General features: G+C 44.3%; 29 protein-coding genes. 9 read left to right on the top strand and 20 right to left on the bottom strand.

The window, feature by feature from the left end; genetic code table 11:
- Nucleotides 1-37: 37 nt before the first annotated feature.
- The 3 genes from LBL30_01840 to rpmI all read right to left on the bottom strand — a co-directional run bounded on the left by LBL30_01840 (nucleotide 38) and on the right by rpmI (nucleotide 1,746).
- Nucleotides 38-889 carry a hypothetical protein gene (locus LBL30_01840; GenBank protein MDR1031848.1) on the bottom strand — a complete coding sequence of 284 codons (852 nt, stop codon included), beginning with the start codon at nucleotides 887-889 and terminating at the stop codon, nucleotides 38-40.
- Between the two features lie 275 nt (nucleotides 890-1,164).
- Complete coding sequence (rplT, locus tag LBL30_01835) at nucleotides 1,165-1,539, bottom strand: 50S ribosomal protein L20 (GenBank protein MDR1031847.1); 375 nt, start codon at nucleotides 1,537-1,539, stop codon at nucleotides 1,165-1,167.
- Between the two features lie 12 nt (nucleotides 1,540-1,551).
- Nucleotides 1,552-1,746, bottom strand: a complete 195-nt coding sequence (gene rpmI / locus LBL30_01830; protein ID MDR1031846.1) for a 50S ribosomal protein L35 — start codon at nucleotides 1,744-1,746, stop codon at nucleotides 1,552-1,554.
- 204 nt (nucleotides 1,747-1,950) lie between these two features.
- On the opposite strand from rpmI, the gene LBL30_01825 reads away from it, so the two are divergent.
- A complete protein-coding gene (locus tag LBL30_01825; protein ID MDR1031845.1) occupies nucleotides 1,951-3,189 on the top strand; it encodes an MFS transporter in 1,239 nt (412 codons plus the stop codon).
- Nucleotides 3,190-3,213: 24 nt separating this feature from the next.
- Here the strand turns inward: LBL30_01825 and LBL30_01820 are convergent, their stop codons facing one another.
- Complete coding sequence (locus LBL30_01820) at nucleotides 3,214-3,405, bottom strand: hypothetical protein (protein MDR1031844.1); 192 nt, start codon at nucleotides 3,403-3,405, stop codon at nucleotides 3,214-3,216.
- Nucleotides 3,406-3,496: 91 nt separating this feature from the next.
- Here LBL30_01820 and ruvX point away from each other — a divergent pair, with 91 nt between their 5' ends.
- Nucleotides 3,497-3,955 carry a Holliday junction resolvase RuvX gene (gene ruvX / locus LBL30_01815; GenBank protein MDR1031843.1) on the top strand — a complete coding sequence of 153 codons (459 nt, stop codon included), beginning with the start codon at nucleotides 3,497-3,499 and terminating at the stop codon, nucleotides 3,953-3,955.
- Between the two features lie 3 nt (nucleotides 3,956-3,958).
- Here the strand turns inward: ruvX and hemW are convergent, their stop codons facing one another.
- The 5 genes from hemW to tolQ are packed head-to-tail and all read right to left on the bottom strand — an operon-like array spanning nucleotide 3,959 to nucleotide 8,362.
- Nucleotides 3,959-5,107, bottom strand: coding sequence for a radical SAM family heme chaperone HemW (gene hemW, locus LBL30_01810; GenBank protein ID MDR1031842.1), 1,149 nt, complete (start codon nucleotides 5,105-5,107; stop codon nucleotides 3,959-3,961).
- Entirely contained in the window at nucleotides 5,086-6,405 is a 1,320-nt protein-coding gene (gene tolB / locus LBL30_01805) for a Tol-Pal system beta propeller repeat protein TolB (GenBank protein ID MDR1031841.1), read from the bottom strand. Before tolB ends, hemW begins: the two co-directional genes overlap by 22 nt.
- Nucleotides 6,402-7,157 (bottom strand): TonB C-terminal domain-containing protein, encoded by a 756-nt coding sequence (locus LBL30_01800; protein ID MDR1031840.1) that lies wholly within the window; start codon nucleotides 7,155-7,157, stop codon nucleotides 6,402-6,404. The genes tolB and LBL30_01800 overlap by 4 nt, the downstream gene beginning before the upstream one ends.
- Nucleotides 7,158-7,172: 15 nt before the next feature.
- A complete protein-coding gene (locus LBL30_01795) occupies nucleotides 7,173-7,622 on the bottom strand; it encodes a biopolymer transporter ExbD (protein MDR1031839.1) in 450 nt (149 codons plus the stop codon).
- Nucleotides 7,619-8,362 (bottom strand): protein TolQ, encoded by a 744-nt coding sequence (gene tolQ, locus LBL30_01790; GenBank protein ID MDR1031838.1) that lies wholly within the window; start codon nucleotides 8,360-8,362, stop codon nucleotides 7,619-7,621. The genes LBL30_01795 and tolQ overlap by 4 nt, the downstream gene beginning before the upstream one ends.
- 135 nt (nucleotides 8,363-8,497) lie before the next feature.
- On the opposite strand from tolQ, the gene der reads away from it, so the two are divergent.
- The 5 genes from der (at nucleotide 8,498) to LBL30_01765 (ending at nucleotide 11,161) form a co-directional block, all read left to right on the top strand.
- Nucleotides 8,498-9,835: a ribosome biogenesis GTPase Der gene (der, locus tag LBL30_01785; GenBank protein MDR1031837.1), complete on the top strand. Its 1,338-nt coding sequence runs from the start codon at nucleotides 8,498-8,500 to the stop codon at nucleotides 9,833-9,835.
- An 80-nt stretch (nucleotides 9,836-9,915) separates the two neighbouring features.
- Nucleotides 9,916-10,176: a type II toxin-antitoxin system prevent-host-death family antitoxin gene (locus tag LBL30_01780; protein MDR1031836.1), complete on the top strand. Its 261-nt coding sequence runs from the start codon at nucleotides 9,916-9,918 to the stop codon at nucleotides 10,174-10,176.
- Entirely contained in the window at nucleotides 10,166-10,432 is a 267-nt protein-coding gene (locus LBL30_01775) for a Txe/YoeB family addiction module toxin (protein MDR1031835.1), read from the top strand. Before LBL30_01780 ends, LBL30_01775 begins: the two co-directional genes overlap by 11 nt.
- Nucleotides 10,433-10,482: 50 nt before the next feature.
- On the top strand, nucleotides 10,483-10,824 hold the full coding sequence (locus LBL30_01770; GenBank protein ID MDR1031834.1) for a nucleotidyltransferase domain-containing protein: 342 nt from the start codon (nucleotides 10,483-10,485) through the stop codon (nucleotides 10,822-10,824).
- A 103-nt stretch (nucleotides 10,825-10,927) separates the two neighbouring features.
- Nucleotides 10,928-11,161 (top strand): DUF86 domain-containing protein, encoded by a 234-nt coding sequence (locus LBL30_01765; GenBank protein ID MDR1031833.1) that lies wholly within the window; start codon nucleotides 10,928-10,930, stop codon nucleotides 11,159-11,161.
- Nucleotides 11,162-11,539: 378 nt separating this feature from the next.
- Here the strand turns inward: LBL30_01765 and LBL30_01760 are convergent, their stop codons facing one another.
- Both LBL30_01760 and LBL30_01755 read right to left on the bottom strand, forming a co-directional pair.
- Nucleotides 11,540-12,316: a hypothetical protein gene (locus LBL30_01760; protein MDR1031832.1), complete on the bottom strand. Its 777-nt coding sequence runs from the start codon at nucleotides 12,314-12,316 to the stop codon at nucleotides 11,540-11,542.
- Between the two features lie 5 nt (nucleotides 12,317-12,321).
- On the bottom strand, nucleotides 12,322-12,576 hold the full coding sequence (locus LBL30_01755) for a hypothetical protein (protein MDR1031831.1): 255 nt from the start codon (nucleotides 12,574-12,576) through the stop codon (nucleotides 12,322-12,324).
- Between the two features lie 423 nt (nucleotides 12,577-12,999).
- Between LBL30_01755 and LBL30_01750 the strand changes: the two genes are divergently transcribed.
- Together LBL30_01750 and LBL30_01745 are read left to right on the top strand one after the other, a co-directional pair.
- Nucleotides 13,000-14,238 carry a leucine-rich repeat domain-containing protein gene (locus LBL30_01750; protein MDR1031830.1) on the top strand — a complete coding sequence of 413 codons (1,239 nt, stop codon included), beginning with the start codon at nucleotides 13,000-13,002 and terminating at the stop codon, nucleotides 14,236-14,238.
- Between the two features lie 411 nt (nucleotides 14,239-14,649).
- Nucleotides 14,650-15,540, top strand: coding sequence for a cation diffusion facilitator family transporter (locus LBL30_01745; protein MDR1031829.1), 891 nt, complete (start codon nucleotides 14,650-14,652; stop codon nucleotides 15,538-15,540).
- 17 nt (nucleotides 15,541-15,557) lie between these two features.
- On the opposite strand, the gene LBL30_01740 is transcribed toward LBL30_01745, so the two are convergent.
- The 9 genes from LBL30_01740 to LBL30_01700 all read right to left on the bottom strand — a co-directional run.
- The gene (locus LBL30_01740; protein MDR1031828.1) at nucleotides 15,558-15,809 is read right to left on the bottom strand and encodes a type II toxin-antitoxin system RelE/ParE family toxin; all 252 of its coding nucleotides are present in this window, start codon (nucleotides 15,807-15,809) and stop codon (nucleotides 15,558-15,560) included.
- Nucleotides 15,809-16,042, bottom strand: coding sequence for a hypothetical protein (locus LBL30_01735; GenBank protein MDR1031827.1), 234 nt, complete (start codon nucleotides 16,040-16,042; stop codon nucleotides 15,809-15,811). The genes LBL30_01740 and LBL30_01735 overlap by 1 nt, the downstream gene beginning before the upstream one ends.
- Nucleotides 16,043-16,108: 66 nt before the next feature.
- Nucleotides 16,109-16,771, bottom strand: a complete 663-nt coding sequence (locus LBL30_01730) for a hypothetical protein (GenBank protein MDR1031826.1) — start codon at nucleotides 16,769-16,771, stop codon at nucleotides 16,109-16,111.
- 1 nt (nucleotide 16,772) lies between these two features.
- Nucleotides 16,773-17,834, bottom strand: coding sequence for an AI-2E family transporter (locus LBL30_01725; protein MDR1031825.1), 1,062 nt, complete (start codon nucleotides 17,832-17,834; stop codon nucleotides 16,773-16,775).
- Complete coding sequence (locus LBL30_01720) at nucleotides 17,834-18,460, bottom strand: CDP-alcohol phosphatidyltransferase family protein (GenBank protein ID MDR1031824.1); 627 nt, start codon at nucleotides 18,458-18,460, stop codon at nucleotides 17,834-17,836. The genes LBL30_01725 and LBL30_01720 overlap by 1 nt, the downstream gene beginning before the upstream one ends.
- Nucleotides 18,432-19,274: a hypothetical protein gene (locus LBL30_01715; GenBank protein ID MDR1031823.1), complete on the bottom strand. Its 843-nt coding sequence runs from the start codon at nucleotides 19,272-19,274 to the stop codon at nucleotides 18,432-18,434. Before LBL30_01715 ends, LBL30_01720 begins: the two co-directional genes overlap by 29 nt.
- A gap of 13 nt (nucleotides 19,275-19,287) precedes the next feature.
- On the bottom strand, nucleotides 19,288-19,707 hold the full coding sequence (gene ndk / locus LBL30_01710) for a nucleoside-diphosphate kinase (protein ID MDR1031822.1): 420 nt from the start codon (nucleotides 19,705-19,707) through the stop codon (nucleotides 19,288-19,290).
- Nucleotides 19,695-20,216: a DNA polymerase III subunit chi gene (locus LBL30_01705; GenBank protein MDR1031821.1), complete on the bottom strand. Its 522-nt coding sequence runs from the start codon at nucleotides 20,214-20,216 to the stop codon at nucleotides 19,695-19,697. The genes ndk and LBL30_01705 overlap by 13 nt, the downstream gene beginning before the upstream one ends.
- 192 nt (nucleotides 20,217-20,408) lie before the next feature.
- Nucleotides 20,409-22,785 (bottom strand): hypothetical protein (locus tag LBL30_01700; GenBank protein ID MDR1031820.1); only part of this gene is annotated, 2,377 nt, incomplete at its 5' end.

Raw genomic sequence — 22,785 nt, 5'->3', positions numbered from 1 at the left:
GAAAGTGATAGCCTTATGAGCATACCCGTGCCCTGCCTCATGGAAAGCAACCGAAATAGCAGAGGCTACATTTGGCGTAGCAACTCTTATTTTTTTTATCGCTATGTGAGTAATATCCAACAATAAGATCATCTTTAAAATCATGCGCCTTCCTGAAATCAACCATTTCCTGAGAATCATACGGAGCAATAAAAACCTCCCCCTGGCCTATGATTTTGGAAAAGAAATCTTTTTCTGAATCGAGCAAATGCAATTTTCTTGCAAGCGAATCAATAAAGCGCGGCAATCTGTCTTGGAAAGACGCTATTGCGGCTGGTGGAGACAATTGTTCCATCGATTCAACTACCTGAAGCACGCCATAAACACCATTTATTTTGGCTTTAATATCATCGCATGGACCAGCTAATGCGGTTGTTACGAAATCCCAGTCGCTTAATAACCTATCGGGATCGGGCTCTGCGATAAGGAATGGGCGTTGTATAAAGGACATTTTGCGACCAGACATATCCATTCTCATCCCCAGCAAATACGGACGAGCAACGACCTGCAAGAAAAAATCTTGTGAGCATCCACGAAGATCAAGTCTAAAAGTTGGATGTTCGAAATTTGGGTTTTTATCGACACCCAAAATACATATATTGACTACAGGACCGCCTTGCGCAGGTTCAGCTTGAGCATCGTCAGTTGCAAGACCAACTCTAACAACCGGGAGCGTAGACCTATCAACCTCGGATAACGCTACAACAAACCGTGGCTTCTCTTCTGGCCAAATCACAAACTGAGACCAGCATGCCTCTTGCGAAAAACCTAACGGAGCAGGCATGGCCGCCTGACTGGACAAGCCAGACAACAGAAAAAATGTCAATAATACTAGTTGCTTCTTATTCATAATGTTACCTCATCAACGAATTCATGAAATCCTATTATGCAATCATAGCAATATCAATCAACTTTTGTCAAGAGAAAAATAATGTTAATTTGACAAATTATTTACTAAGGCGACTTTAGATGAAATTTCAGGCTTACTTAATTAAGGAGGAGAGCGGATTTTTCAGTGAAAAGCCGATCTGCTACCGGTCGCAAAATATATATATAGCAATAAAATTAAACTAAACGCACGACGCCGTAATTTTACAATAAATAAGGGATTTTTTGAAAGCGCGCTCAGGCAGAGGCGATTTTTTTAGGTATAAACTTTACGACCTCTTTAACCAACGCACCAAATGCATCGGGCGAATTGATGGCCATGTCCGACATAACTTTTCTGTCTAATACTATGCCGGCCTTCTTAAGACCAAAAATAAACTCTGAGTATTTGATTCCGTGCTCTCGAGAAGCGGCGTTTACCCGTACTATCCAAAGCGACCTTAGGTCGCGCCTGCGCGTACGACGATCCCTATACGCATATTGCAAAGACTTCTCTAGCCTTTCGACCGCTGGCCCAAAACAGGTGCTGGAACGACCAACAAACCCTTTGGAGAGTTTCAGTACTTTCTTGTGACGAGCCCTCGCCGTAACACCACGCTTAACACGCGACATATTTCACCTTATTTATACCGGCAAACAACTTGAGATAATCTTAGTATCGCAAGACTTAAGGATCATGGTGCCGCGACTTTGCCTTTTCATCTTTTGAGGACGCTTACGCAGGTTATGTCGCTTAAACGCCGAAGCGGCGACTACCTTACCCGTAGCGGTAAAGCTAAATCGCTTTTTAGCAGAGCTTTTGTTCTTTAGCTTGGGCATTTTTCTTCAAATCCTTAACAATTGCACATTTCAGGTATGCCCTTGAGATAACCTCATACCCTAAACGGAATTTCTAGCACCTTAATACCGCGTTTTCAAGGACTTTTTAAGTCCAAAAGATCGTTAATTTAATTTTACAATTGCCTTTGCATATGGTACTAAAGCGCCATACGGTCATTGCCACCCTTTCAAGACAGCTGACTTATGACAGAAAATCAACAATCCGCGAAAGGGAGATCGGTTGTTCCAAATTTTATTCGCAAGATTCCAGGAACGATTTGGACTTTATCGTTCGTAAGCCTGCTTATGAACTCGTCCTCGACCATTATTTCAAGCTTATCCCCAATCTTTATAATTGGACTTTTGGGCGGAAACAGCCTCGACCTGGGATTTGTTCGCGGTATTACCGAGGCGCTGGCTTATGTTATCAAGCTGTGCTCTGGCGTGCTTAGCGACTATATTGGACGGAGGAAGATTCTCGTCTTGATAGGATATGCGGCGGCTATATTCACAAAGCCCATATTCATGATGGCCACCAGTGTTTTTACCTATATGTCTGCACAAACGATAGAACGCGTAGCGAATGGCTTACGCGATACCCCAAGAGACGCCTTGGTGGCAGATACTTCCCCTAAAGGCATGAAGGGGACGTGTTTTGGCCTTCGTCAGGGAATGGCGTCGCTAGGCTCAACAATCGGCGGGATATTTTGTTGGCAGATTTTAAGTCACTTAGGTGACGATGAACCGTCAATAAGGGCTGTGTACATAATTGCGATCATACCGATAGTGCTGGCAGTACTGCTGCTTTGCTTTGGCGTAAAGGATGCGGTAGGGATAACCGCACTGAAGAAAAGGAAAGGATTTCCCATTAAACGCGAAGATCTGCGAGAGCTTGGCGGCGAATATTGGTATTTTATATTCGTAAGCTTAGTTTTTATGATGTCCAGGTTCAGTGAGTCATTTTTGGTCTATCGCGCTCAGACGCTTGGGCTTGGCGTGCAGTACCAGGCGCTTATACTAACGATTATGTATTTGTTCTATACCCCAACGGTTAAGTTAGTAGGAATCTGGTCCGACAACGCAGACAGAAGGCAATTTCTGGCGGCTGGTTTCATTTTTATGATCGTGTCTTGTGCGATTCTTGGCTCTGCGACCGAGATTTGGCAAGTATTTTTGGGTGTTGCAGTATACGGCGTCCATTTTGGCGCTACTCAAGGAACGCTGTATGCCTTAGTATCGGATTATTCCTTAAAACACCTAAAAGGCACAACTTTCGGCATATTCAACGTTACCTGCGCGATAGGCATGTGCTCTTCAAGCATACTCATGGGGTATCTGTGGGACAGGCACAGCGCCGAAGTTGCGTTTTATGTAAACGCAGGAATCGCGGTTGTAGCCACCTTTTTCCTTTTATTCCTTAAGCCATCGCAACGAGATAGCTAGGCCGCCTTATACAGTGGGTACGCGCTAAGCAATGACGCGTTGATGTCTTTGCCTTCTTTCGGTTGATTTGCCTTCAATCATTCCAGCAAGCTCTCTTTTGCAGGATTTTAGGTTACTTAACTCCTGCATATCTTCTTTATCTTGTACCAAAAGTGCCCCAAGCTTGATCTCCACCAGGTCAAGTAGGATCTCTAGAGACTGTCGTGACGTGTCCATAAAATTCACCCTCCTTCAGTCCTTATCCAAATATTTTACCGAATAACAAATTAAAAACCTGTTAACATAAAAGGATTTTTTTAAATGCCATATGATTTTTGATAAACTGAGCTTTTGCGCTAAATTGCCAAAAACGGGAAGGCTGGCAGGGATTGACGTTGGCACTAAAACCCTTGGTTTGGCATTAAGCGACTTGCTTAGAAACATAGCTTCGGCCGACCGTACGATCAGGCGTACTGCGCTTGCGAAGGATATTTTGGCGATTTGCAATTATTTTAAGGATAATCAGGTGTGTGGCGCGGTTATTGGCTGGCCATTAAACATGAATGGAGCCGAAGGCCCGCAGTGTGAGTATGTAAGAAAATTTGCCGATACGCTAAGCCAACAATCTGACATACCAATCCTGTTATGGGACGAGCGCCTGTCCAGCCAAGCCATGGACCGTATGCTGATACAATCCGGCGTTCGAAGAGATGGGCGAAAGAAAGTTATAGACAACCTCGCCGCCGCTTATATACTTCAAGGTACTTTAGACTTTATGCGAGGTTAAACCTTACTGAAGGCAGGCTCGTTCTATAGCGTCGGTTTTAAGGCGATGGCATTCTGGAATTCGCAAATAGTTTGAGTCTTTTTTAAGCATTCCCAAGCCGATTAGCTCCTGTACCGCAGAGCTGGCCAAAAACTCATCTGTCCCTTGTGCGCCAACCTTCTTTGCTAAATCTGTAATACTGATACCCTCAGCGGTTCTCAGCCCCATTATTAAGATTTCATTAAAGATTTCTGTTTTACTGAGTTTACTTGTGCGCGTACTGCCAATCGGGTCGGCCGCCCAAACCTGAATATCGCTCGCCCTTTCCATGGCTAAAACCTCGCCATCCTTGATAACCCTACTGTGGGCCCCTGGGCCTAACCCCAGATATTCCTGATATTTCCAATAGGCCAGGTTATGTCTTGATTCATATCCAGGCTTAGCGAAATTTGATACTTCATAGTGTCTATATCCCGCTTTAGTCAGCTTTTTGTGCACTATATCGAACTGCCGCAACACGACATCTTCATCTAACAGCTTAAACAAGCCTGATATGTGATCTTGATAAAGCTTGGTGTTCTCTTCTAGGCTTAGTTGGTATACAGAAATGTGCTGTGGATTAAGCGCTGTAACCCTATCCAAATCGTGATTTAGCATTAATTCTGTTTGGCCGGGTACGGCAAAAATTAAATCCAGACTGATATTGCTAAACCCAGCCTTCCTGGCCATAAGAAAAGCCTCTTCAGCCTGCTCGCCCGTGTGCTTGCGTCCAAGAAAACTTAGCAGATCGTTGTTAAACGACTGAACCCCAATCGACAACCTGTTCACCCCAGCAGACAAGCAGCCGGGCAGTTTTTCTTGATCTACGGTTGCCGGGTTAGCTTCAAGAGTTATTTCTATGTCATCGTTAGGCCAATATTGGACTGCAAGCTCAATAATCTCTTGTAAATACTGCGTTGGGATAAGCGACGGCGTTCCGCCCCCGAAATATATGCTGGACAGCTTACGACCGCGCAAGCTTAGCGCTTCGTGATGAAGCTCTTTTAGAATCGCTCGACGCCAAGACTGATGGTCGGGGTTACTGGTGGCGATGCTGTTAAACGCGCAGTAATTACATTTGCTGATGCAGTAAGGCCAGTGCAGGTATAGCGCTATTGTATCACTGGCGAGCATGCAGGGTCTGATGCGCCATGTGGGGTCAGCAGCGTTCTTTCGTTGTGACCGGTAACGTCTATACTGCGTATGGTGATTTTACCTCTGCTATGCGATTGGTACGAAAACATTAGGCCTCGGCCGTTGGGAAACCACGTAGGCCCTTCGACCAGATATCCAGATGACAGCATGCGCTCTCCACTGCCGTCTGGTCGCATCACACCAATATAAAATGTTCCTCTATATATCCTGGTGAAAGCGATCCAGTCTTTCCTTGGTGACCAAACTGGCGTTGCATATTGCCCATGCCCGAATGAAATGCGTTTAATATTACTGCCGTCTGGATTCATCGTGTAAAGCTGTTGAGATCCGCCTCGGTCCGAGCTGAAAACAATCTTATCTCCATCGGGTGAGTAGCAAGGGGATGTATCGATAGCGCCACGACTGTGGGTAATCCGCCTTACGTCTTTAGAGCGAAGGTCTATCTCGTAAATGGATGAGCTGCCCCTGTCGGATAAGCTGAAAATTAAGCGCCTGCCGTCCGCCGAAAACCTGGGGGCATAAGTCATGCCCTTAAACGACCCCACGAACTGATGCTGACCAGTAGACAGGTCAAACAGGAATACCTTACCAACCCCGCGCCTTAGCTGCCCTCTCGCATTTACAGTATCTACAAAGGCGAAATAAGTTATCTCTTGCATATTAGGGGAAAATCGTGGAGTCAGCACTATTTCCGCGCCATTTGTAAGAAATTTATGATTTTCGCCGTCGCTGTCCATAATGGCGAGCCTTTTGATTATCCGTCCGTTGTACTTTTGCTCGGCTACATAGACTATCCTCGCGTTAAGATAAGGGCCCTCGCCGGTTATATAGGAGTATACGCTGTCCGCGATCATATGTGCGATTTGGCGAATCCCTTTGTAAGAGCAGCTTAACGAAGCGCCAACAACCGTTTTTTCAGATAATACGTCATAAAGCTTATAGATCACGGTCAGCTTATCGCCATAGGACCGTACCTCAGCATTCAGAAGAAACTGTGTATTGATAAGACGCCAATTGGCGAAATTAGGCGCATCCTCAATCCCCTGAAGCTTTTGGATAAAGGCAGCCGAGTCTACCAAGCGCAAAAGGCCAGAATTTTCTAAGTCGTTTTCTATTATGCTTTTTATAAGAGATGACTTCGTTTGATCCTGGCTGCGGAAATCATGGATCGCAACAGGTATAGGGGAATACACTCCGCGATTTATGTCTATTGTAACTTCTGCAAAAAGGAAGCTGCCAGAAAACAGTAAAGCAAATAAAGTAAGAAACTTTTTCATCGACTTAACACATCCTTTGGATTGAAACGTAAAACAAAATTCTTTAAAGCGCCCTTAAGCGACGCGGGTACCTTAATCGGGCTGGATAGCATAACAGCCCTTTTGGCGCTTTCTGCGGCAACCCTGGTGCTTTGCTGTGACATGCACTTTTTTTCATCTAAGATCTTGGCGGAAAGAACCTCGCCAGTTTCACTCAACCGAACTTCTATTTCAACGATAATGTTTTCTGCGTCTTTAATGCCAGCCGGAACAAACCAATTTGGGTAAATCTGCTGTCGGATAGCTTCTTCTTCAGTGGCGCTAAGCGCGCTGACCCCTTCTCCCCCCTCGCTGGACGAGCTGTCGATACTGCCTAGCACGTCGTCTACCGTCCTGCTTGCCACAGGCTTAGCCACCTTCTTTGAGGTATTTTTCTCAACGTTTTTAAGCATATTATCGAACTGCTTATTAAGGTTTTCCTCTTTAACCACATTGTCCAGCACCTTCTCTAAGTCTTTTTTCGCTTTCGCGGGGACTTTTACGTCAGGAACCGCATCGCTATTTTCTTTTAGTGGCGTAGTTTGAACAAGCGGCTTTTCTTCCTTAGGGTCAGGACTTGCCGCCTTTTGCTGTATTTCCTCAAGGTCGGTTCGTTTTATAACTTCTAAGGTGAACGTATCGGGCACAACTTTCGAACGAGAAGGTATGCCGACAAACACAATCAGCAAAAACACAGCATGTAACGCTAGTGACAACCAAAGGCTTTGTTGCAAAGGGCTGCCTCCGTCCTATTTCAACGCTTTTCCTTTGACAGGCTTGTCTGGCATATCGGATATAAGCGCGATTTTCTTGAATCCGGCATTATCTAGCATGGCAATCACTTGCATAACGTCCTCGTATTTCAGTACACGGTCGGCCTGCAGGTAAAGCCGAACAGCGGTGTTGTTATTAGTAATGGCCAAAAGCTTGCTGATAAGCGTTCCTGCATCAACGCATATATCCCCGATACAGACTGACCCGTCGCGTTTGATGCTTACTATCAGGGGCTCTTCCTGGCCCGCAATTGCGGATGCTTCTGTTTTGGGAAGATCGACCTTGATGCCCAGGGTCAGCAGCGGCGCCGTTACCATAAATATCACCAGCAGTACCAGCATCACATCGATCATCGGCGTGACGTTGATATCGCTTATGATCGGGCAATCTTTACGATTTGAGCTAAGCCCTTTAAACAAGATCAATCTCCTGTTCCATCAAGCTTCTTGAGTAAAATCAAAATGAACTCGTTGGCAAATATTTCTAGGTCGCTTATATACGAAACTATGCTTGACGAAATTTTATTGTAAGCAAAAACCGCCGGAATTGCCACCGCCAGCCCCAATGCAGTAGCAAGCAGAGCTTCGGCTATCCCTGGGCCTACGGACGCTAGGCTGGCATTTTTTTCAAGACCGATGGCTTCGAAGCTGTTCATAATCCCCCAAACGGTACCAAATAACCCGACAAATGGTGAAATTGAACCAATGCTCGCCAGTGAGCTCAAATTACTTTCAAGAAAAGCGCGCGTCCTGACAATACAAACCTCAGCAACGCGTTCAAGCCTTTCTTTACATACGGTGGAAAACGCGTCGCGGTCACGGCTGGAAGCAGATTTCGCCAATTGGTTATGCTCATGCAGCATGTTGCAAAACAGCATCGGGAACGAGTCTTTGTCTTTAGAAAACATCATATGCATCTCATCAAGCGATTTACGCGACCAGAATGCTTGCTTAAAAGCACGCGTTCTGACTGAAAGTCTTCTGATGAGGATTTCTTTGTAGAAAATCAGCGCCCAGCTCCAGCATGAGGCGAATACAAGCAAGCACATCACGAACTTTACGGTTAGCGTTGCCTGATAAAACAGCGAAAAAGCAGACATACCCTGGCTGGCAGCAACGTCCTGCACTATCTTTACGGTCTCTGTTGCGGTGGAAGCAGTTATCATCTTGTTATGCCCAAAAACATCAGGGCGCAATTATACACTTTAATCGGTTGCTGTAATACAAAAGTTTTCAAATTGGCATGCTGCGCCGTGCATACTATAATCTAGGGTAATCGATTAGCTCGCTTGCTGAAAAATATGAAAATAGCCTTAATAGGCGCGCCTAATGTAGGCAAGTCTACTTTATTCAACCGCCTGGCAGGACGCAGGATAGCCTTAACGCACAGCCAACCTGGCATGACCAGAGATTGGCTTGAAAGCCATGCGTCTATCTATGACCTGAAGTTTGACTTGATCGATACGGCTGGTATTGACCCTCAAGCGGTGTCTGACCTAGCCAAAGAAATGAACGCTCAGTCATTGAGGGCCATACAAGCAGCTGAAATTATTTTTTTTATGATCGATGAAAATATCGTCGTACATAAAGATCTGGCGAATTTCATAAGAGCTTCATTTAAAAAAACTGGCCAGAAGCAAGTGTTATTGCTGATGAATAAAATCGACCGAAACCATGAGGTTTTGGACTGTCAATGTTTGGGATTTGGCGATCCTATCGGTATATCAGCCGAGCATAACATAGGTATTTCCGACATATATTACAGGCTTTTGGATATTTGGCCTGAGGGGGAAAAGGCTCTGAATTGCGACACTTCATCCAAACTAAAATCTCAAAACAAGATAAAAATCGTTTTTGTTGGTCGACCGAACGCCGGCAAATCAAGCCTTATCAACGCAACGGTTGGAGGCTGCCGCCTAATCACCAGCAAGGACGCAGGTACTACGCATGACGCGGTCGCGGTTGATTGGCTTTATAAAGGACGTAATTTGGTTCTCACTGATACCGCCGGGCAAAGAAAACGGTCAAAAGTGGTTGAACATCAAGAGTTTTTGTACGTCAACAGCGCCAATAAGGCTTCGACATTTGCGGACGTCGTGGTTTTGGTAGTTGACGCTTTGTATCCTTTGGAAAAGCAGGATTTGACCATTGCCAGGCATGCTTATGAAAGCGGCAAACCAGTGGCAATAGCACTAAACAAGTGGGATTTGGTAAAGAACCAAAAAGCTGTTATGGAAGAGACTAAATATCAGGTCAGCCATGCTTTGTCACAGCTTGGTGGGGAAGCCTCAATTATTCCAGTTTCTGCAGTAAAGTCACAAAACCTCAATAAGTTGATAGATTACTGCATAGATGTTTACGGAAAAATGGGTACTGAAATCAGTACCAGTAAGCTAAATCAGTGGCTGAAGCAGGCTTTGGAAGAAAAAGCTCCGCCACTTTTCAAGCAGCGTGAGGTTAGGATAAAGTACATAACTCAGATCGGTACTCACCCGCTGAAGTTTGTTCTGTTTGCAAACACATCCGTGTTACTAAAATCATATGAAAGGTATTTACTGAACAGTTTGCGGCAAGCTTTCTCATTATGGGGAGGGCCGTTAGTGTTTCAGTATCGCAAAGAAGAAAATCCTTACAACTAAAATAGGGATTAGATTTGTATTCTTGACATTTTGGTGAAGATATTGTACAATCATCCTGTACAAGTAAGGGAGGGGGCAATATGAAAGAAGTGTCTTACAGTGAGGCGCGCCAAAACTTGGCCAGCATCTTATCTGCTGTGTGCGATAACAATGTTCCCGTTTATGTCAAAAGAAAAAACGGCCAAAAGGCTGTCATAATCTCTGCTGAGGAATATGAATCGATGGACGAAACTTCATATTTGTTGCGATCCGAAGCCAACAGACGATACCTTATGGAATCTGTAAAACAAGCCGATAGCGAGGAAACGATTTCGTTTGAAAAATTAACCAGTGAATATTGAGTTTACGCTCAAGTTTCGTGATGATTTTGAATATTGGAAGAAACGCGACAGAAAAACCTCCGACAAAGTACTGCGCTTAATAAACGAAATAAAATGTTGCCCACTCAATGGGGTCGGTAAACCTGAGCCGTTAAAATATGAACTTTCTGGGTTTTGGTCTCGCCGAATCAATAAAGAACACAGAATCGTATATCGTGTAAAAGGAGATGTAGTACAGTTTCTATCCTGCAGATATCATTACGAACTCTTGGAATGATAATTAATTACCGTCGGTAGCTCCGATATTACTTATTAAAGGCATCTTTTATGCGGAAATTGTTGATGGTAAGATATATACTATTGATTAAAAATATCCTCATGACAATGTCAGAGCTGAAAAGCAAATTTCGAGACCAGATTTTGCTCATAGCCAGTGAATGCGATATTAAAAGCGTAAAAATTTTCGGATCAACTGTGCGTGGAGACACGACAGAGAAAAGCGATGTTGATTTTCTTATTTCAGCCAAGGAAACAGCCAGTCTTTTGGATGTTGGCCGCTTCAAGTGGAAGGTAGAGGAGCTTTTGCACAAAAAAGTGGATATTGCATTTGAAGGATACGTACATCACAGCATTGCTGATCGTGTAATGAAAGAAGCTCAGCCGCTATGAAGATCGATTTGTTGTATGTTGAGCATGTTATAGAAACGGCCGATATAATATTGTCGTACACAAATGATGTTTCGTTGGAGAATTTTTCAAATAATAGGATGCTATGCGATGCAGTTATGAGAAATTTGCAAATTCTGCCGGAGCTGACACAAAGATATCTGTGAAAATAAAAAATAAATACCCCAACATTCCATGGAAAGATATCTCAGGATTTAGGAATATTTTGGTGCATGATTATCTTGAAGGCGTTGATTTACACATGATTTGGAATATTGTCTCAAGAGACTTACTGAAATTGAAAATAGCCTTTTTGAAAATAAAAAATGATATTGAGTAATTTACAAAAATCTTCCACATAAAACGCTGTTATATTTTTTATTAATTATATAATTCACACATCGTTCGCCTTTGGAGTGACAATCAATTATCGTCGTAATGCCTCCAAACAGATACTACTTTTAGTGGCCTTTTTCTTTCATTAATCTATGCCTAATGTTTATTCGACATCACCGCGGCAGTTTATCAATACGCTCTGTTAGAAGAGTGTTAATGCCTTCAAGTATATCTTCTCTTGTTTTCGGATTGAACAAATGCTCACCTAACAACACTTAAATGGTTTTGTGAAAGAGTCCTAGAAATACGCCTACTAAGCCAGCTATAAACGTAGTATGATAGATTAGATAGGTGTTTCGCGTTATCTAAAAAATACGCACCATCAGCAAACGGCTAATGGAATGTGCATTCTAATGACCGACAACAAAACAGGCAAGTGAACGTTTGCCCAATTGCCTGTGTAAATCATCACAAAATCATCGAGAAATATTAAAGATCTGCGATCGGCGGGCGTACGAATTTGCCTTATTTTTACTACTGTCTCACTGATGCGCTTAACCTCATCATCATACGGGCCAGAGTTGTTAACCTCTCTTACAGCTTGCTTAATGTTTTCAGGCATAGGACGCTGCGGCATATCCGGATTAGTAGCACCACGCATCCATTCTATAAAATCCCTGTTCACATCGATTTTTCCGGCGGCAAGTAAATACCCTGCTGTATTAGTGATCCATAACACATCAGCTGATTCGATCATAATATTGTAACGTTCATTATCTATACCATCTACCAAGCTCATAATATCCTTCGTTATGGGATCTGTACGCATCCGATTGTGTACCGCCGCATAAAGAGCAGCATTTATACGACAGTCAGGGAACCAATGCTTGTCAGCAAGATGACTGCACCTTTTCATATCTTTTGCAATATATTGAATATGTTCAAGAAGTTGTGGATATTGTCGGAGAGGATCTGCACCATCAACGTCTTTGCCGATTGCGCCATTATATAACCTATGGAACCCCTTAGATAAATAATCTGTAAACCCAGAATCCCCCTGACCTTGATTTATCTCTACAATCTTAGCCCTCAAAGCTACCAAATATTTGATATGAAGCTCCGTATTTGGATTGCCTGCATACTTAGAAATCTTATCCAAGTCCTCTACCGTTTGATACTGCAATGGCGGTGTGAACGATACATCGGGATTCCCTTCACGCGCATCGCCCCCCCCCCCTCACATCCAAAAATCCTTCTAATTTCCTCTTCCCCTTGATCCTGCGGTGGCAATGTACACAATGCGTCGCTTCCCGACAAAGTGGCTATTCCTACACCAATAACCCCACAATACTCAAGGCATCCTGCGACTACTGCGCCAGAGACTGCTAACTTCTTAAAACTCAACTTTTCCTTAGACATATAATTTTTCCTCACAAACAACTAGGTTCTAAGTCACCCTGGCCCAGACTCACTTTTCAATTATAAGCGCATATTATTATTTTTAATTTCAATAATAAAATGCGTAAAAGACAATCACCTAACCAAAAAGGCAAAACATCCTTTGTTCAGATGGATAATTAAGGGCAATGCTCTATAGAATTCAGATAGACAGTCTCTTGTATAGAGTTTAACTCTTTTTAGGACAATAAAACACAGTTGCCTGTCTTTGAAGTTATCAACAATGGATCGCCCGCAGCCGTACTAGTTAATAAATTAAACAAATTATTTAAAGCAAATCAATTCAAAATCATATCCACTCCCTGATGGCAAATAAAACTTGCAATATTGGTATTTATATGTTATCCAACTAATTATATATTTATTGCATAAGATAGGGAAAATATGAAAAGAGTTATGATGATAGCCGCAATGATCATGCAGCTCTTCCCGAGTATCGCGGGTTGTGCGCTGCAGATTATGACTGACGGCGCAACATACGGACTCGATGGCACAGGAAGTTTGACAGCTTCTTATTCCTCAAAACAGCACATATTACTTTTGAGAAATGTAGTTCTCGTGTCTGGGGCTCTCATGGAGGTCAAGAGTCTCTCTGGATCCGATAATCCTGAGCAGAAGAAAGTGCAGTGTGCAGCAAATATGCACAGAGGAATAAACCTTTCGCTAGTACGGGTATTCATTCCTCGTTGTGTAGAAATACTTGAAAGCAATTGTTTTCACAATTGTAAAGCATTGAGCATGGTGGCTTTCGAGGAAGGATCCAGGCTGAGCAAAATTGGCGGATGGGCATTTGAGGTATGTCATTCCCTGTCGTGCATATGCATTCCATTTAGTGTAACGTGCGTGGATGAATACTGCTTCCACTACGATAAAAATCTAAGCAGCGTAACATTCGCTTTAGGATCCAAGATGTCCAGCATGGGTCGTAATGCTTTTGCTAACTGTCCTTCACTGGGATTCATATGCATTCCGTCCAGCATGGATAATATCGGAGAGCGTTGCTTTTCCAATTGTCAAAATCTAAGTCGGGTAACGTTTGAGTCGGACTCCAGGCTGACCAGCATGGGCCCCTACGCTTTTTATAATTGTTCTTCCCTGCCATACATATGCATTCCGCCCAGTGTAACGCGCATAGGAGGTAGCTGTTTTAGCATGTGCCTCAGTCTAGACGATGGGGTATTAGGAACATGCAAGCCAGAAGTGGTGGGACACAGTGCTTTTTGGGCCTGCCCTTCTCTAAGGTGCATATACATTCCATCTAGCGTAAAGAACATAGACAACCGTTGCTTTAGCGATTGTCGAAAACTAGACCTAGTAACATTCGAGCCGGATTCCAGACTGAGCAGAATGGGTGAAGGAGCTTTTTCATGCTGCTCGTCCTTGGCATCAATATGTATTCCGTCCAGCGTGAGTTGGCTTGGAGACAAATGTTTTTCTTATTGCCAAGGTCTAAAACAAGTAAAATTTGAGCAAGGGTCCAGACTGACTGACGCTGGCATTGGCTTTTTAATTTTCGATCGCTGCCCTTCCCTGCAATCCATATGTATGCCAGCTAGTGTGGAAACCAAAGCCAATGCCTATAATCTCGGTTGTCCCAATACGTGCACCATATCTAAACAGTGATTGTGGTGCTCCCAATTTTTTAGACCGAATTAATGCGTTTTAGAGTTTTACTAGAGCCTATAACCAAATCCCATTGCTAAACATCTAATGCTGCTCTGTCTATAGTGATTGCAACTTTTAGATGGTAATGGGATTATATATAAATATAATTATGCAATTTCAGGTTGCAAATATATGATGGATGGTAATTTCATTCTTTGGTTCACAAAGAAACTGAAAATGTGTGAAAAGTGAGTTAAAAGTGTTACTGCTTCCCAATGAATTGTATCCACTGACAGTTGATTTAGAGTGCAATTGTTTTCTGAAAAACGTTATTATGCGGCCAAATATTATTGTCAGAGGTTGCAGCTGTTATGCTGACTATTTGCAAATGCGTCGGATCCTAAAATGACACATCACACGCACGGTAATTTGTTTGAACTTTCTGCAGCCAACGTTGGCGATCCTCGTCACAAGCTTGTCAGGAACGCCGTATATTGGTCAGTTGCCATATCGTCGATCATAGCTGTACTGAAGCTTTGCGCTTGGTTATTTACCAACTCAACCAGCTTGCAAGCGGCTTTCGTCGACAGCCTTATGGACGTTATTGCGTCGGCAACTGCCGTGTTTGCAATTTCTGTTGCCCATAAACCGGCCGATGGTCGCCACAGCTTTGGCCACAGCAAAGCAGAATCCGTGGCCTCGATTGGTCAGACTATGTTTGTTCTGGGCAGCGGTATACTTCTGATCATGGAGGTGCTTGAGCATATTTTCAACCACGAGCAAGTGAAAGAAGCCGAAACAGGCATGTGGTTAATACTGATCTCATCAGCGCTTTTGTTATGTTTAATATTTATTCAAAAGTATGCCATTAAAAGAACCAAGTCTTTGCTGATAGAAGCAGTAGCGGTCCATTATAAAGGCGACATTGCATTAAATTTTGGGGCGATAATTGCTGTTTGGACAAGCGATAATTTTGATTTACCATATATAGATATATTTTTCGGCGTCAGCGTTGCGATATATATCTTTTATAATGCCATTCAGGTGTTTATTACTGCAGCCAAAGACCTAATGGACGAGGAACTTCCCAAGCAGCTAAAGGATCAGATACGCACGGTTGCCGAAGGTGTACCTGGCGTAAAATCAGTTGCCAGGCTTCAAACACGCTCCGCCGCTCATAAAAAATTTATCGTTATCGAGGTTGTAGTCGACAAAACCTTAAGCCTTATTGACGCCGATCGTATGGTAAGGCAGGTCATTACTGACATAAAAGACGCCATCAATGACTCAGAAGTAACCATCAGGCCCCTGCCAGGGTAATATTGTTTCTGGATGCTTTAATATACGTTACTTCTAACGCCAATCTTGATGATGATTACTGTAATTTCTGATTTATTGACCTCATAGATAATCCGATAATCACCAACCCTAAGCCTATAGCACCCCTCCCACTCGCCTTTTAGGGGTTTAAACCTATATGGAGTGACGGCTATACGCCCGCAAATTGCCTTCTTAATTGATATCTGCAGATTTCGAGGTATTTTTTTTAAATCTTCTACTGCGCTTTTTTTTAATATAACTCTCCACATCAATCATTTTCCAGCCCAAGCGTCTTCCACACTTGTTCTGCTGGCAGACTAGGCTCATTACGCCTTTCAGAAATAATCTTCATCCAATAAGCATCCTCATCGTACTCCAGCTGTTGCTTTACATATTTGGCGCACAGCTGAGACACCGTTGTTTTCGTCGCCTTAGCAATTTGCTTAAGCTGGCTTATCGTGTCTAAGTCTAGCCCCATGTTTATTCTGGTTGCCACCGCCATAAATGCCTCCATTAAAATATAAAATATACTATCACATTTGATAGTGAATGTCAATCATGTTGCATGCTAGATATACTGTGTTGCCTCCAAAACCGACTTAATAAGCGGGAAGGTTATAGGCTTCTTGGTTTGAAGCGAGGCCGAATCGATGCGGTCTACAAAATCCAAAACTGCATCAAATGTACGAGGAAGCCTGTCAATTGCATATTTACAAGACCTGAGATCAGGAACGCTGCCCCTGGATTTCAGCTGAGTAGTCAATATTGCTGCCAGCAGCACGTCATCGGGCGGCATAATCTGAACTGAGCTTAATGCCAATAACCTAGAGGCCAAATCCCTCAAACTAATATCCCAACTGGACGGCGCTTCTCGGTCTAAAAGCAAGAAGCTGCCATTTTTTTCTTTAACAATGTTAATCAGGTGAAATGCCAGCTTTTCGTTGCTTTTCAGCGTATCTATACCGTCCACCAGAAAGTGCTTTCCGACGCATTGCTCAACCATACTAAGTAGATTATTTGACATAACAAGCTCAGCGCCCACCATGCTCATCCAAAGCTTACCTAAATGAGTTTTACCGCAGCCAGCCTCGCCGTAGATTATCAGTCCATTTGAAGGCCAATTTGGCCATTTGATCAACCACTCAATTGCGGCTTGATTGGCTGAACCGACCTCAAAATCGCCCCACCCCAGCCTGGACTGGTCGTGAAAGTCAAGAATAATCTGATTCATATCAACTTAAGTATGTTTCAGATTTATGAAAATTCTCCAAGGCGAAACGCACGCCAACATTGATCACTGCGGCGGCAGGTACGGCGATTATGACGCCAACCACTCCGTAAAGCGAAATACCAGCATATATCGCAAAAAACACCCAAAGCGGATGCAGTCCCACCTTTGATCCTATCAGCCTTGGAACCAAAAAATTAGCCTCCAAAAACTGTCCCGTTAAGTAAATGGCAACTATAGCCACTACGTGATAGTCCGCACCAAACTGCACTATCCCAAGGAATGAAGCCACAACCAGCCCCATCAGCGCCCCAATGGTTGGCGCAAATGATAGAATGCTGCTTAAAAAGCCCATAAACACCGCCGCATCCAGCTTAAGCGCCCACAGCGCGATTGTATAGAAGCTGCCCATAATCAACGATACGGCCAGCTGTCCTCTGAAGTATCCTGACAAAACATCATCAATCCTGCGGCATATCTCGGCAAACATGGGCAGCTGACTTTTGGGCACCCAAGCGCGAACTGCGCCCGCCAGTTTGTCACAGTCCCTAAGCAAGAAAAATATAGCAAATGGCGCAATAACAAGGGTTGCCGCCCCCGTAGCAATAAATCCGCCACTGGCAAAAAGCTTAAGAGTAAACTCCAGCAGGTTTTTTGTAATCCCGCCACCCACATCGATCATAACCTGCTTTAGGCTTGCTTGATCAGGTATGGTCCAATGCTCGAAGACCGCATTTACAATCCCTGAAGACACTTCGGCAATCTGAGCGATGCACTTTGGAACTATTTTGATAAGCTTAACCAGCTCCATCTCAAGGTACGGCAGGAAAACCACCGCAAAGGTGGTAAACATCAGGACAAAGCCAAATGTGACAAAAAGGCTGGTAAGGGTTTTATTATTAAGAATCTTTGACATCCTGTGATACAGGGGGTGAAGTATATAGGCGAATATGGCGCTTGCGGTAAATGGCACGGTGACTACCCCAAATAAGTAAAAGAAAGCCGCAAACAGAACCAGCATCGTCGGCCAAAACAAAAGGGGATAAGATACTTTTTGCTTTTGCATCATCGAACTACGTCAGATCTCAGGTAAAACACAAGATACTGTATACCAGAAACAAGGGTTGTTATGCCAACGATACAGATAAGCGCTTTTGATGCAGCCCCTGTCCAATTGGTTTTTACACACAAATCGAACAAAATAACCAAGGCCAAAGCAAGCTGAAAAACAGTATTCAGCTTACTTATAAAAGATGGCTTGAAAGAGTTTACTGAATCAGCCGACGCTCTTATATACTGTTTGCAGAGTATATGTAGCGCAGCAGCCAGTATAAGCATATCCCGCGATACAATCAGTAAAAACAACCACAATGGCACAGCCCCAAGCCTGTACGCCCCGTAATAAAAAAAGAACATCAGCGCCTTATCAGCCAGCGGATCCAGAGCAGAGCCAAAGCTAGAAGAGGCGCCAAATCTACGCGCCGCATATCCGTCCAAAAAGTCTGTTACTGAAGCGCATAAAAACACCACAAAACACTCTGCAAATAACCTTACATTAAGAAGATAAAATACCACTGGTGCGCTGATTAAGCGCATGATCGACAGACAATTTGGCAGGTTTATGATTGGCTTTAACGAGCTGCAACAGCGACAGACAACACGCTTAGATTGTGTTCCCAACACCTGCCTCATATACGGCAGAGCTTGGCGGCTGGGCAGCAGTGTTTGCTTCCCGGTCGCCAGTCAAAGCCTCTTTTATGGACACGACAACCGTCTTATCTGGCAATACTGTCAGGTTAAATCCGCGCTCACTAACCGCCTTGATTAAGTTGTCGTCTATAACTATGTTAGCCGCTTCCAGTATCGTTAGATTTGCAGAGACATAAACAGTTGTTGATTCAAAAAAACTCGCCAAAACTGGCGACAGATCAAGCCAGTCTTTAACAGAACGCGTTCTTATCTTGATTACGGTTACTTGCTGCTCCGCTCCACTCTGGCCAAGATTTTTATCAGAACCGCTTGGCGTATGCTTAAGCCGCCCGCTTGAGGTGCCATCTAAGCTTTCTATTACGACCTCTTTCCCGTAAAGATCTTTTGCTTTAATGCTGGCTATACGTTCAGCCTCTGGCTTAAGCCTAACGTTTTTATCAATAAAAAGCTTAATCAATCTGTCTTTCGCCAGGCGATATGTAACAAAGGCCTCATATGCAGTAGGGGTTATTTTTTCCTCGTTTATAGTAAAGTCCGAGATATAGGCGGAGGGGCTTCTGATCGACGATCCAATACTTCCAATGTTCTGGTTCGGCTCGGCCATTGCCTGAATTGCCTCAGAGACAGCCAAAGCCTCACCCTGACGCAAAGCCTGATCTTTGGCCTTTGTAGCACTTTTATCTTCTGCTTTTACGAAAACGTCCTTGACCACAACAGTCGAAGCATAAGCCTCTAAGGCCCCCGATCCAACAAGCCAAAAGCATACAATCAATAATATTCTTGCAAAGCCAAGCATACTTAGCCCTAGTCTAAGGGATAATTTCAATCTCACTAAAGAAAAACTGAATCTCTTTGGCCGCATTTTCTGGACTGTCGGATCCATGTACGCTGTTTTCCTCAATCGACAGGGCGAAATCCTTCCTGATTGTGCCGCTGTCGGCATTGACCGGGTCAGTAGCGCCCATAATTTTTCTGTTTAAAGCAATCGCGCCGTCTCCAGACAACACCTGAACCACTACCGGCCCAGAGGATATCGACTTGCAAAGACTTTGGTAAAAGGGGCGCTCTTTATGCACGGCATAGAACGCCTCGGCCTGTTCGAAAGACATCTTAATCCTTTTTTGCGCAACTATTGAAAGCCCTGATTTTTCGAAATAGCTGTTCACAGCGCCAGTAAGATTACGCCTAACAACATCTGGCTTTAGTATAGATAAAGTCATCTCGCGCATTGCCGTTCTTTCCCTTGCTTTACAGATTCGGTATTTTTACAACAAATCTCTCCCTTTTGCCAGTCGCCATTTTTCCCTTGCCGCCAGAACACGGCGCTGTCTGGTTCAGATATGCCGTCACATAAAGACTTAAGCTTACAGGGGCCGTCCGCATCTGATCCAGAGGCGATATAGATTACTTTTGAAAACCCAAGCATCGTAATATCCGCATCACCCAAGGCTTCACAGAAATCAACCAACATCAGTATTTGGGCATTATTGGGATTTTCCTGTCTGTCGGTAAGCCATATTGGCTGGACAGTTGGCTGTGACGCGCTTTCTGACGATCCATGTGGGACGAACGAGCCCGGCCTGAATGTCCAAAGCAGGCTGTCCAGCGCCCTAACTCGCTCTATAAACGGTGAGAAAACTACCGCCCTCGCGCCTGTTCCAAAAACCTTTTCTAATAAGGCTGCACATATGCGGTCTACAGCAACTCCAGGAAATGTTTCGTAAAAAACGTACTCCAAAGGTATTTAAGCTGAATGGTATAGGCGCATGTTAGGTAATTCACCGCGCGTTTGCAACCCTAACAAAGACGGCATTTGCAATTACCAACAGCCCTCTCATCAACTGTCTGTTGGACGCAAGCCGCCCTTGTTTGAATGGATCGCCAAAACCACATGGTCAAAATTCGGCAGTCATATCTTTTAATGATCTGCTTACTCTGAATGACTTTTTGCCAGTTCTATCAATGCTTGGATTGTAATGGGCCCTGCATATCCATCATCAAGGGCATGTATCGCGCCAGCAACATCTAAGCTTTCAGCAGCCGTGACTACAGCTGAAACATTTGCGTCAGAGCCTAACAGCTCTGCTAATGGAGTGAGGTCTAGCCCTGTTGCAGTTGAGATTATGCTTTGTGGGGTATTTGCTGGAGCTCCTAGCAAAGTCTGAGCACTTGTTAAGTTTCCACCCGAGATTCCAGCCACAGCTTCAAGCACCCCTGGGATATTGTGAGTTGCTCCATCCTCAATGCCTAACACAGTAAGTGAGGTGCTTAAGTTAGTTCCAACGCCTGAGCTGTTCAAAGTGACGAGAAGCGCATCGATGGTATCCGCAGTGCTACCCATCAGAGACACAATATTACCAACATCAAATCCAGCCGATTTACCAACTACGCTGATGATTGTTGCTGCACCTGCACCAAGGCGAACTTGGGCATCATCTAGATTATCTATAGCAACAAGCGCACCATTGATTCCGGGGACAGTAGCGGCTGTTCCTGTATCGATGAGGTTGGCAGCTTGGGTTAAATCTCCTATATCTGCAGCGACATTAACTATGGCTGGAATGTTTTTATCAGTCCCAGCCAAGCCAAATAGCCCTGCCAAGTAAGTGAGGTTTATCTCATCAGCAACTGTGTTTATAGCTGGAATGTTTTTATCAGTCCCAGTCAAGCCAAATAGCCCTGCCAAGTAAGTGAGGCTTGTATTACCAGCAACTTCTACTATGGCTTGAATGCTTTTGTTAGCCCCAGTCAAGCCAAATAGCAATGCCAAGTGAGTGAGGCTTCCATCATCAGCAACTTCAATTATTTTTGGAATGTTTTTGTGGGCAGACTCAGTCAAGCCAAATAGCCCTGTCAAAGGATCCAGCAGGCCGGGAGTAGCCAAGTAACCCAATACTGCTGGTATGTTTGCATCTGTTGCCACCAGGGCAGCAGCTGCATTCAAATTAGTACTTAATCCAATTAGGCCTTCGACCATTGCAGGGAAAGTAGCTGCGCTATCCAAATATCCAGCAGCTATGCCCAGGTCTTCAGTCACCTGATCACTGCCTGCAGCATCAGCAACTGACGGCACAATCTCGCTTGCATCAAGGCCAAAGTTAGTAGCAGCTTGTGTCATTAAAGCAGGCAAGGTTGTTAAGTCGACAGAATTAAGCAGCGCAGGATAAGTGACTGGGATGGTTGTTGTAAACCAGGCAGCAAAGGTGGTAAGTCTGTCGTCTGTAGTTGCTAGACTGATTACTCCTGTGACTAATCCTTGGACCGTTCTTTCAGGATCGGCAAGTCCGAACAGATCAGCGGCTTGGTCGAGTGTTGCGATGTCGCCTGCCAGACTGGTGACATTTGGCAGTGTTACATCATCGCCAGTCAAGCCAAATAGCCCTGCCAATTGAGTAAGGTCTAGCCCTGCAGCAGTGATGACATCTGGCAGTGTTACTACATCATAGCCAGTCAAGCCAAATAGCTCTACCAATGGAGTGAGGTCTAGCTCTCTAGCAGCTTTGACTATGCTGACGATTGTTTCTGCGTCTGCGCCAAGATTAGCAGCAGCAAGCGCTGTCTGCGGATAAGTCGGTGCAGCTGCGATTATGGCTGGAACATTTGGGGCAGAGCCGAATAAAGTTGCGAATTGAGAGAAGTTTATCCCTTCAGCAGCCGCGAATATGGCTGGAATATTTGGGGCAGAATCAAATATCCCTGCTAATTGGGTGGGGTTTAGCCCTGCAGCAGCTGTGACTATGGCCGAAACATTTGCCTCAGAATTAAATATCCCTGCCAATGGAGTGAGGTTTAGCCCTACAGCAGCTGTGACTATGGCCGAAACATTTGCCTCAGAATTAAATATCCCTGCCAATTGAATGAGGTTTAGCCCTGCAGTAGTACCAACTAAGCTGGCGATTGTTGCTGCGCTTCCAAGGTTAGTAGCAGCAGTGGGTAAGTCGGTGACCTCGTCTGCCTGATCGATGACATTGGGTAGTGTTATATTATCGCCAGTCAAGCCGAATAGCCCTGCCAGATGATTCAGGTTTAGCCCTGTTGCAGCAGCGATTATGTCGGGAATGTTTGTGCCAGAGGCAAACAATGCCGCTAGATGATCCAGATCCAGCCCTGCAGCAGTTGTGATTACACTGATAATTGTTTCTGCGTCTGCGCCAAGGCGAACTTGGGCAGCAGATAGATTGGTTATACCAACAAGCGCACCATTGATTCCGGGGACAGTAGCGGCTGTTCCTGTATCGATGAGGGTGGCAGCTGCGGTTAGGTCTATACCTGCAGCAGTTGAGATTATGCTTTGTGGGGTTTTTGCT

It is taken from the genome of Holosporales bacterium (assembly GCA_031263535.1).
Taxonomy (GTDB): domain Bacteria; phylum Pseudomonadota; class Alphaproteobacteria; order UBA3830; family JAIRWN01; genus JAIRWN01.
Note: the sequence above shows the minus strand (reverse complement) of the source record. Positions and strands in the feature narration are given on the sequence as shown.

Coding starts and splice junctions, on each gene's coding strand:
- LBL30_01840 (MDR1031848.1), bottom strand. CDS start 889: ATGAATAAGAAGCAACTAGTATTATTGACATTTTTTCTGTTGTCTGGC.
- rplT (MDR1031847.1), bottom strand. CDS start 1,539: ATGTCGCGTGTTAAGCGTGGTGTTACGGCGAGGGCTCGTCACAAGAAA.
- rpmI (MDR1031846.1), bottom strand. CDS start 1,746: ATGCCCAAGCTAAAGAACAAAAGCTCTGCTAAAAAGCGATTTAGCTTT.
- LBL30_01825 (MDR1031845.1), top strand. CDS start 1,951: ATGACAGAAAATCAACAATCCGCGAAAGGGAGATCGGTTGTTCCAAAT.
- LBL30_01820 (MDR1031844.1), bottom strand. CDS start 3,405: ATGGACACGTCACGACAGTCTCTAGAGATCCTACTTGACCTGGTGGAG.
- ruvX (MDR1031843.1), top strand. CDS start 3,497: ATGATTTTTGATAAACTGAGCTTTTGCGCTAAATTGCCAAAAACGGGA.
- hemW (MDR1031842.1), bottom strand. CDS start 5,107: ATGCTCGCCAGTGATACAATAGCGCTATACCTGCACTGGCCTTACTGC.
- tolB (MDR1031841.1), bottom strand. CDS start 6,405: ATGAAAAAGTTTCTTACTTTATTTGCTTTACTGTTTTCTGGCAGCTTC.
- tolQ (MDR1031838.1), bottom strand. CDS start 8,362: ATGATAACTGCTTCCACCGCAACAGAGACCGTAAAGATAGTGCAGGAC.
- der (MDR1031837.1), top strand. CDS start 8,498: ATGAAAATAGCCTTAATAGGCGCGCCTAATGTAGGCAAGTCTACTTTA.
- LBL30_01780 (MDR1031836.1), top strand. CDS start 9,916: ATGAAAGAAGTGTCTTACAGTGAGGCGCGCCAAAACTTGGCCAGCATC.
- LBL30_01770 (MDR1031834.1), top strand. CDS start 10,483: ATGCGGAAATTGTTGATGGTAAGATATATACTATTGATTAAAAATATC.
- LBL30_01765 (MDR1031833.1), top strand. CDS start 10,928: ATGCGATGCAGTTATGAGAAATTTGCAAATTCTGCCGGAGCTGACACA.
- LBL30_01755 (MDR1031831.1), bottom strand. CDS start 12,576: ATGTCTAAGGAAAAGTTGAGTTTTAAGAAGTTAGCAGTCTCTGGCGCA.
- LBL30_01750 (MDR1031830.1), top strand. CDS start 13,000: ATGAAAAGAGTTATGATGATAGCCGCAATGATCATGCAGCTCTTCCCG.
- LBL30_01740 (MDR1031828.1), bottom strand. CDS start 15,809: ATGTGGAGAGTTATATTAAAAAAAAGCGCAGTAGAAGATTTAAAAAAA.
- LBL30_01735 (MDR1031827.1), bottom strand. CDS start 16,042: ATGGCGGTGGCAACCAGAATAAACATGGGGCTAGACTTAGACACGATA.
- LBL30_01730 (MDR1031826.1), bottom strand. CDS start 16,771: ATGAATCAGATTATTCTTGACTTTCACGACCAGTCCAGGCTGGGGTGG.
- LBL30_01725 (MDR1031825.1), bottom strand. CDS start 17,834: ATGCAAAAGCAAAAAGTATCTTATCCCCTTTTGTTTTGGCCGACGATG.
- LBL30_01720 (MDR1031824.1), bottom strand. CDS start 18,460: ATGAGGCAGGTGTTGGGAACACAATCTAAGCGTGTTGTCTGTCGCTGT.
- LBL30_01715 (MDR1031823.1), bottom strand. CDS start 19,274: ATGCTTGGCTTTGCAAGAATATTATTGATTGTATGCTTTTGGCTTGTT.
- ndk (MDR1031822.1), bottom strand. CDS start 19,707: ATGCGCGAGATGACTTTATCTATACTAAAGCCAGATGTTGTTAGGCGT.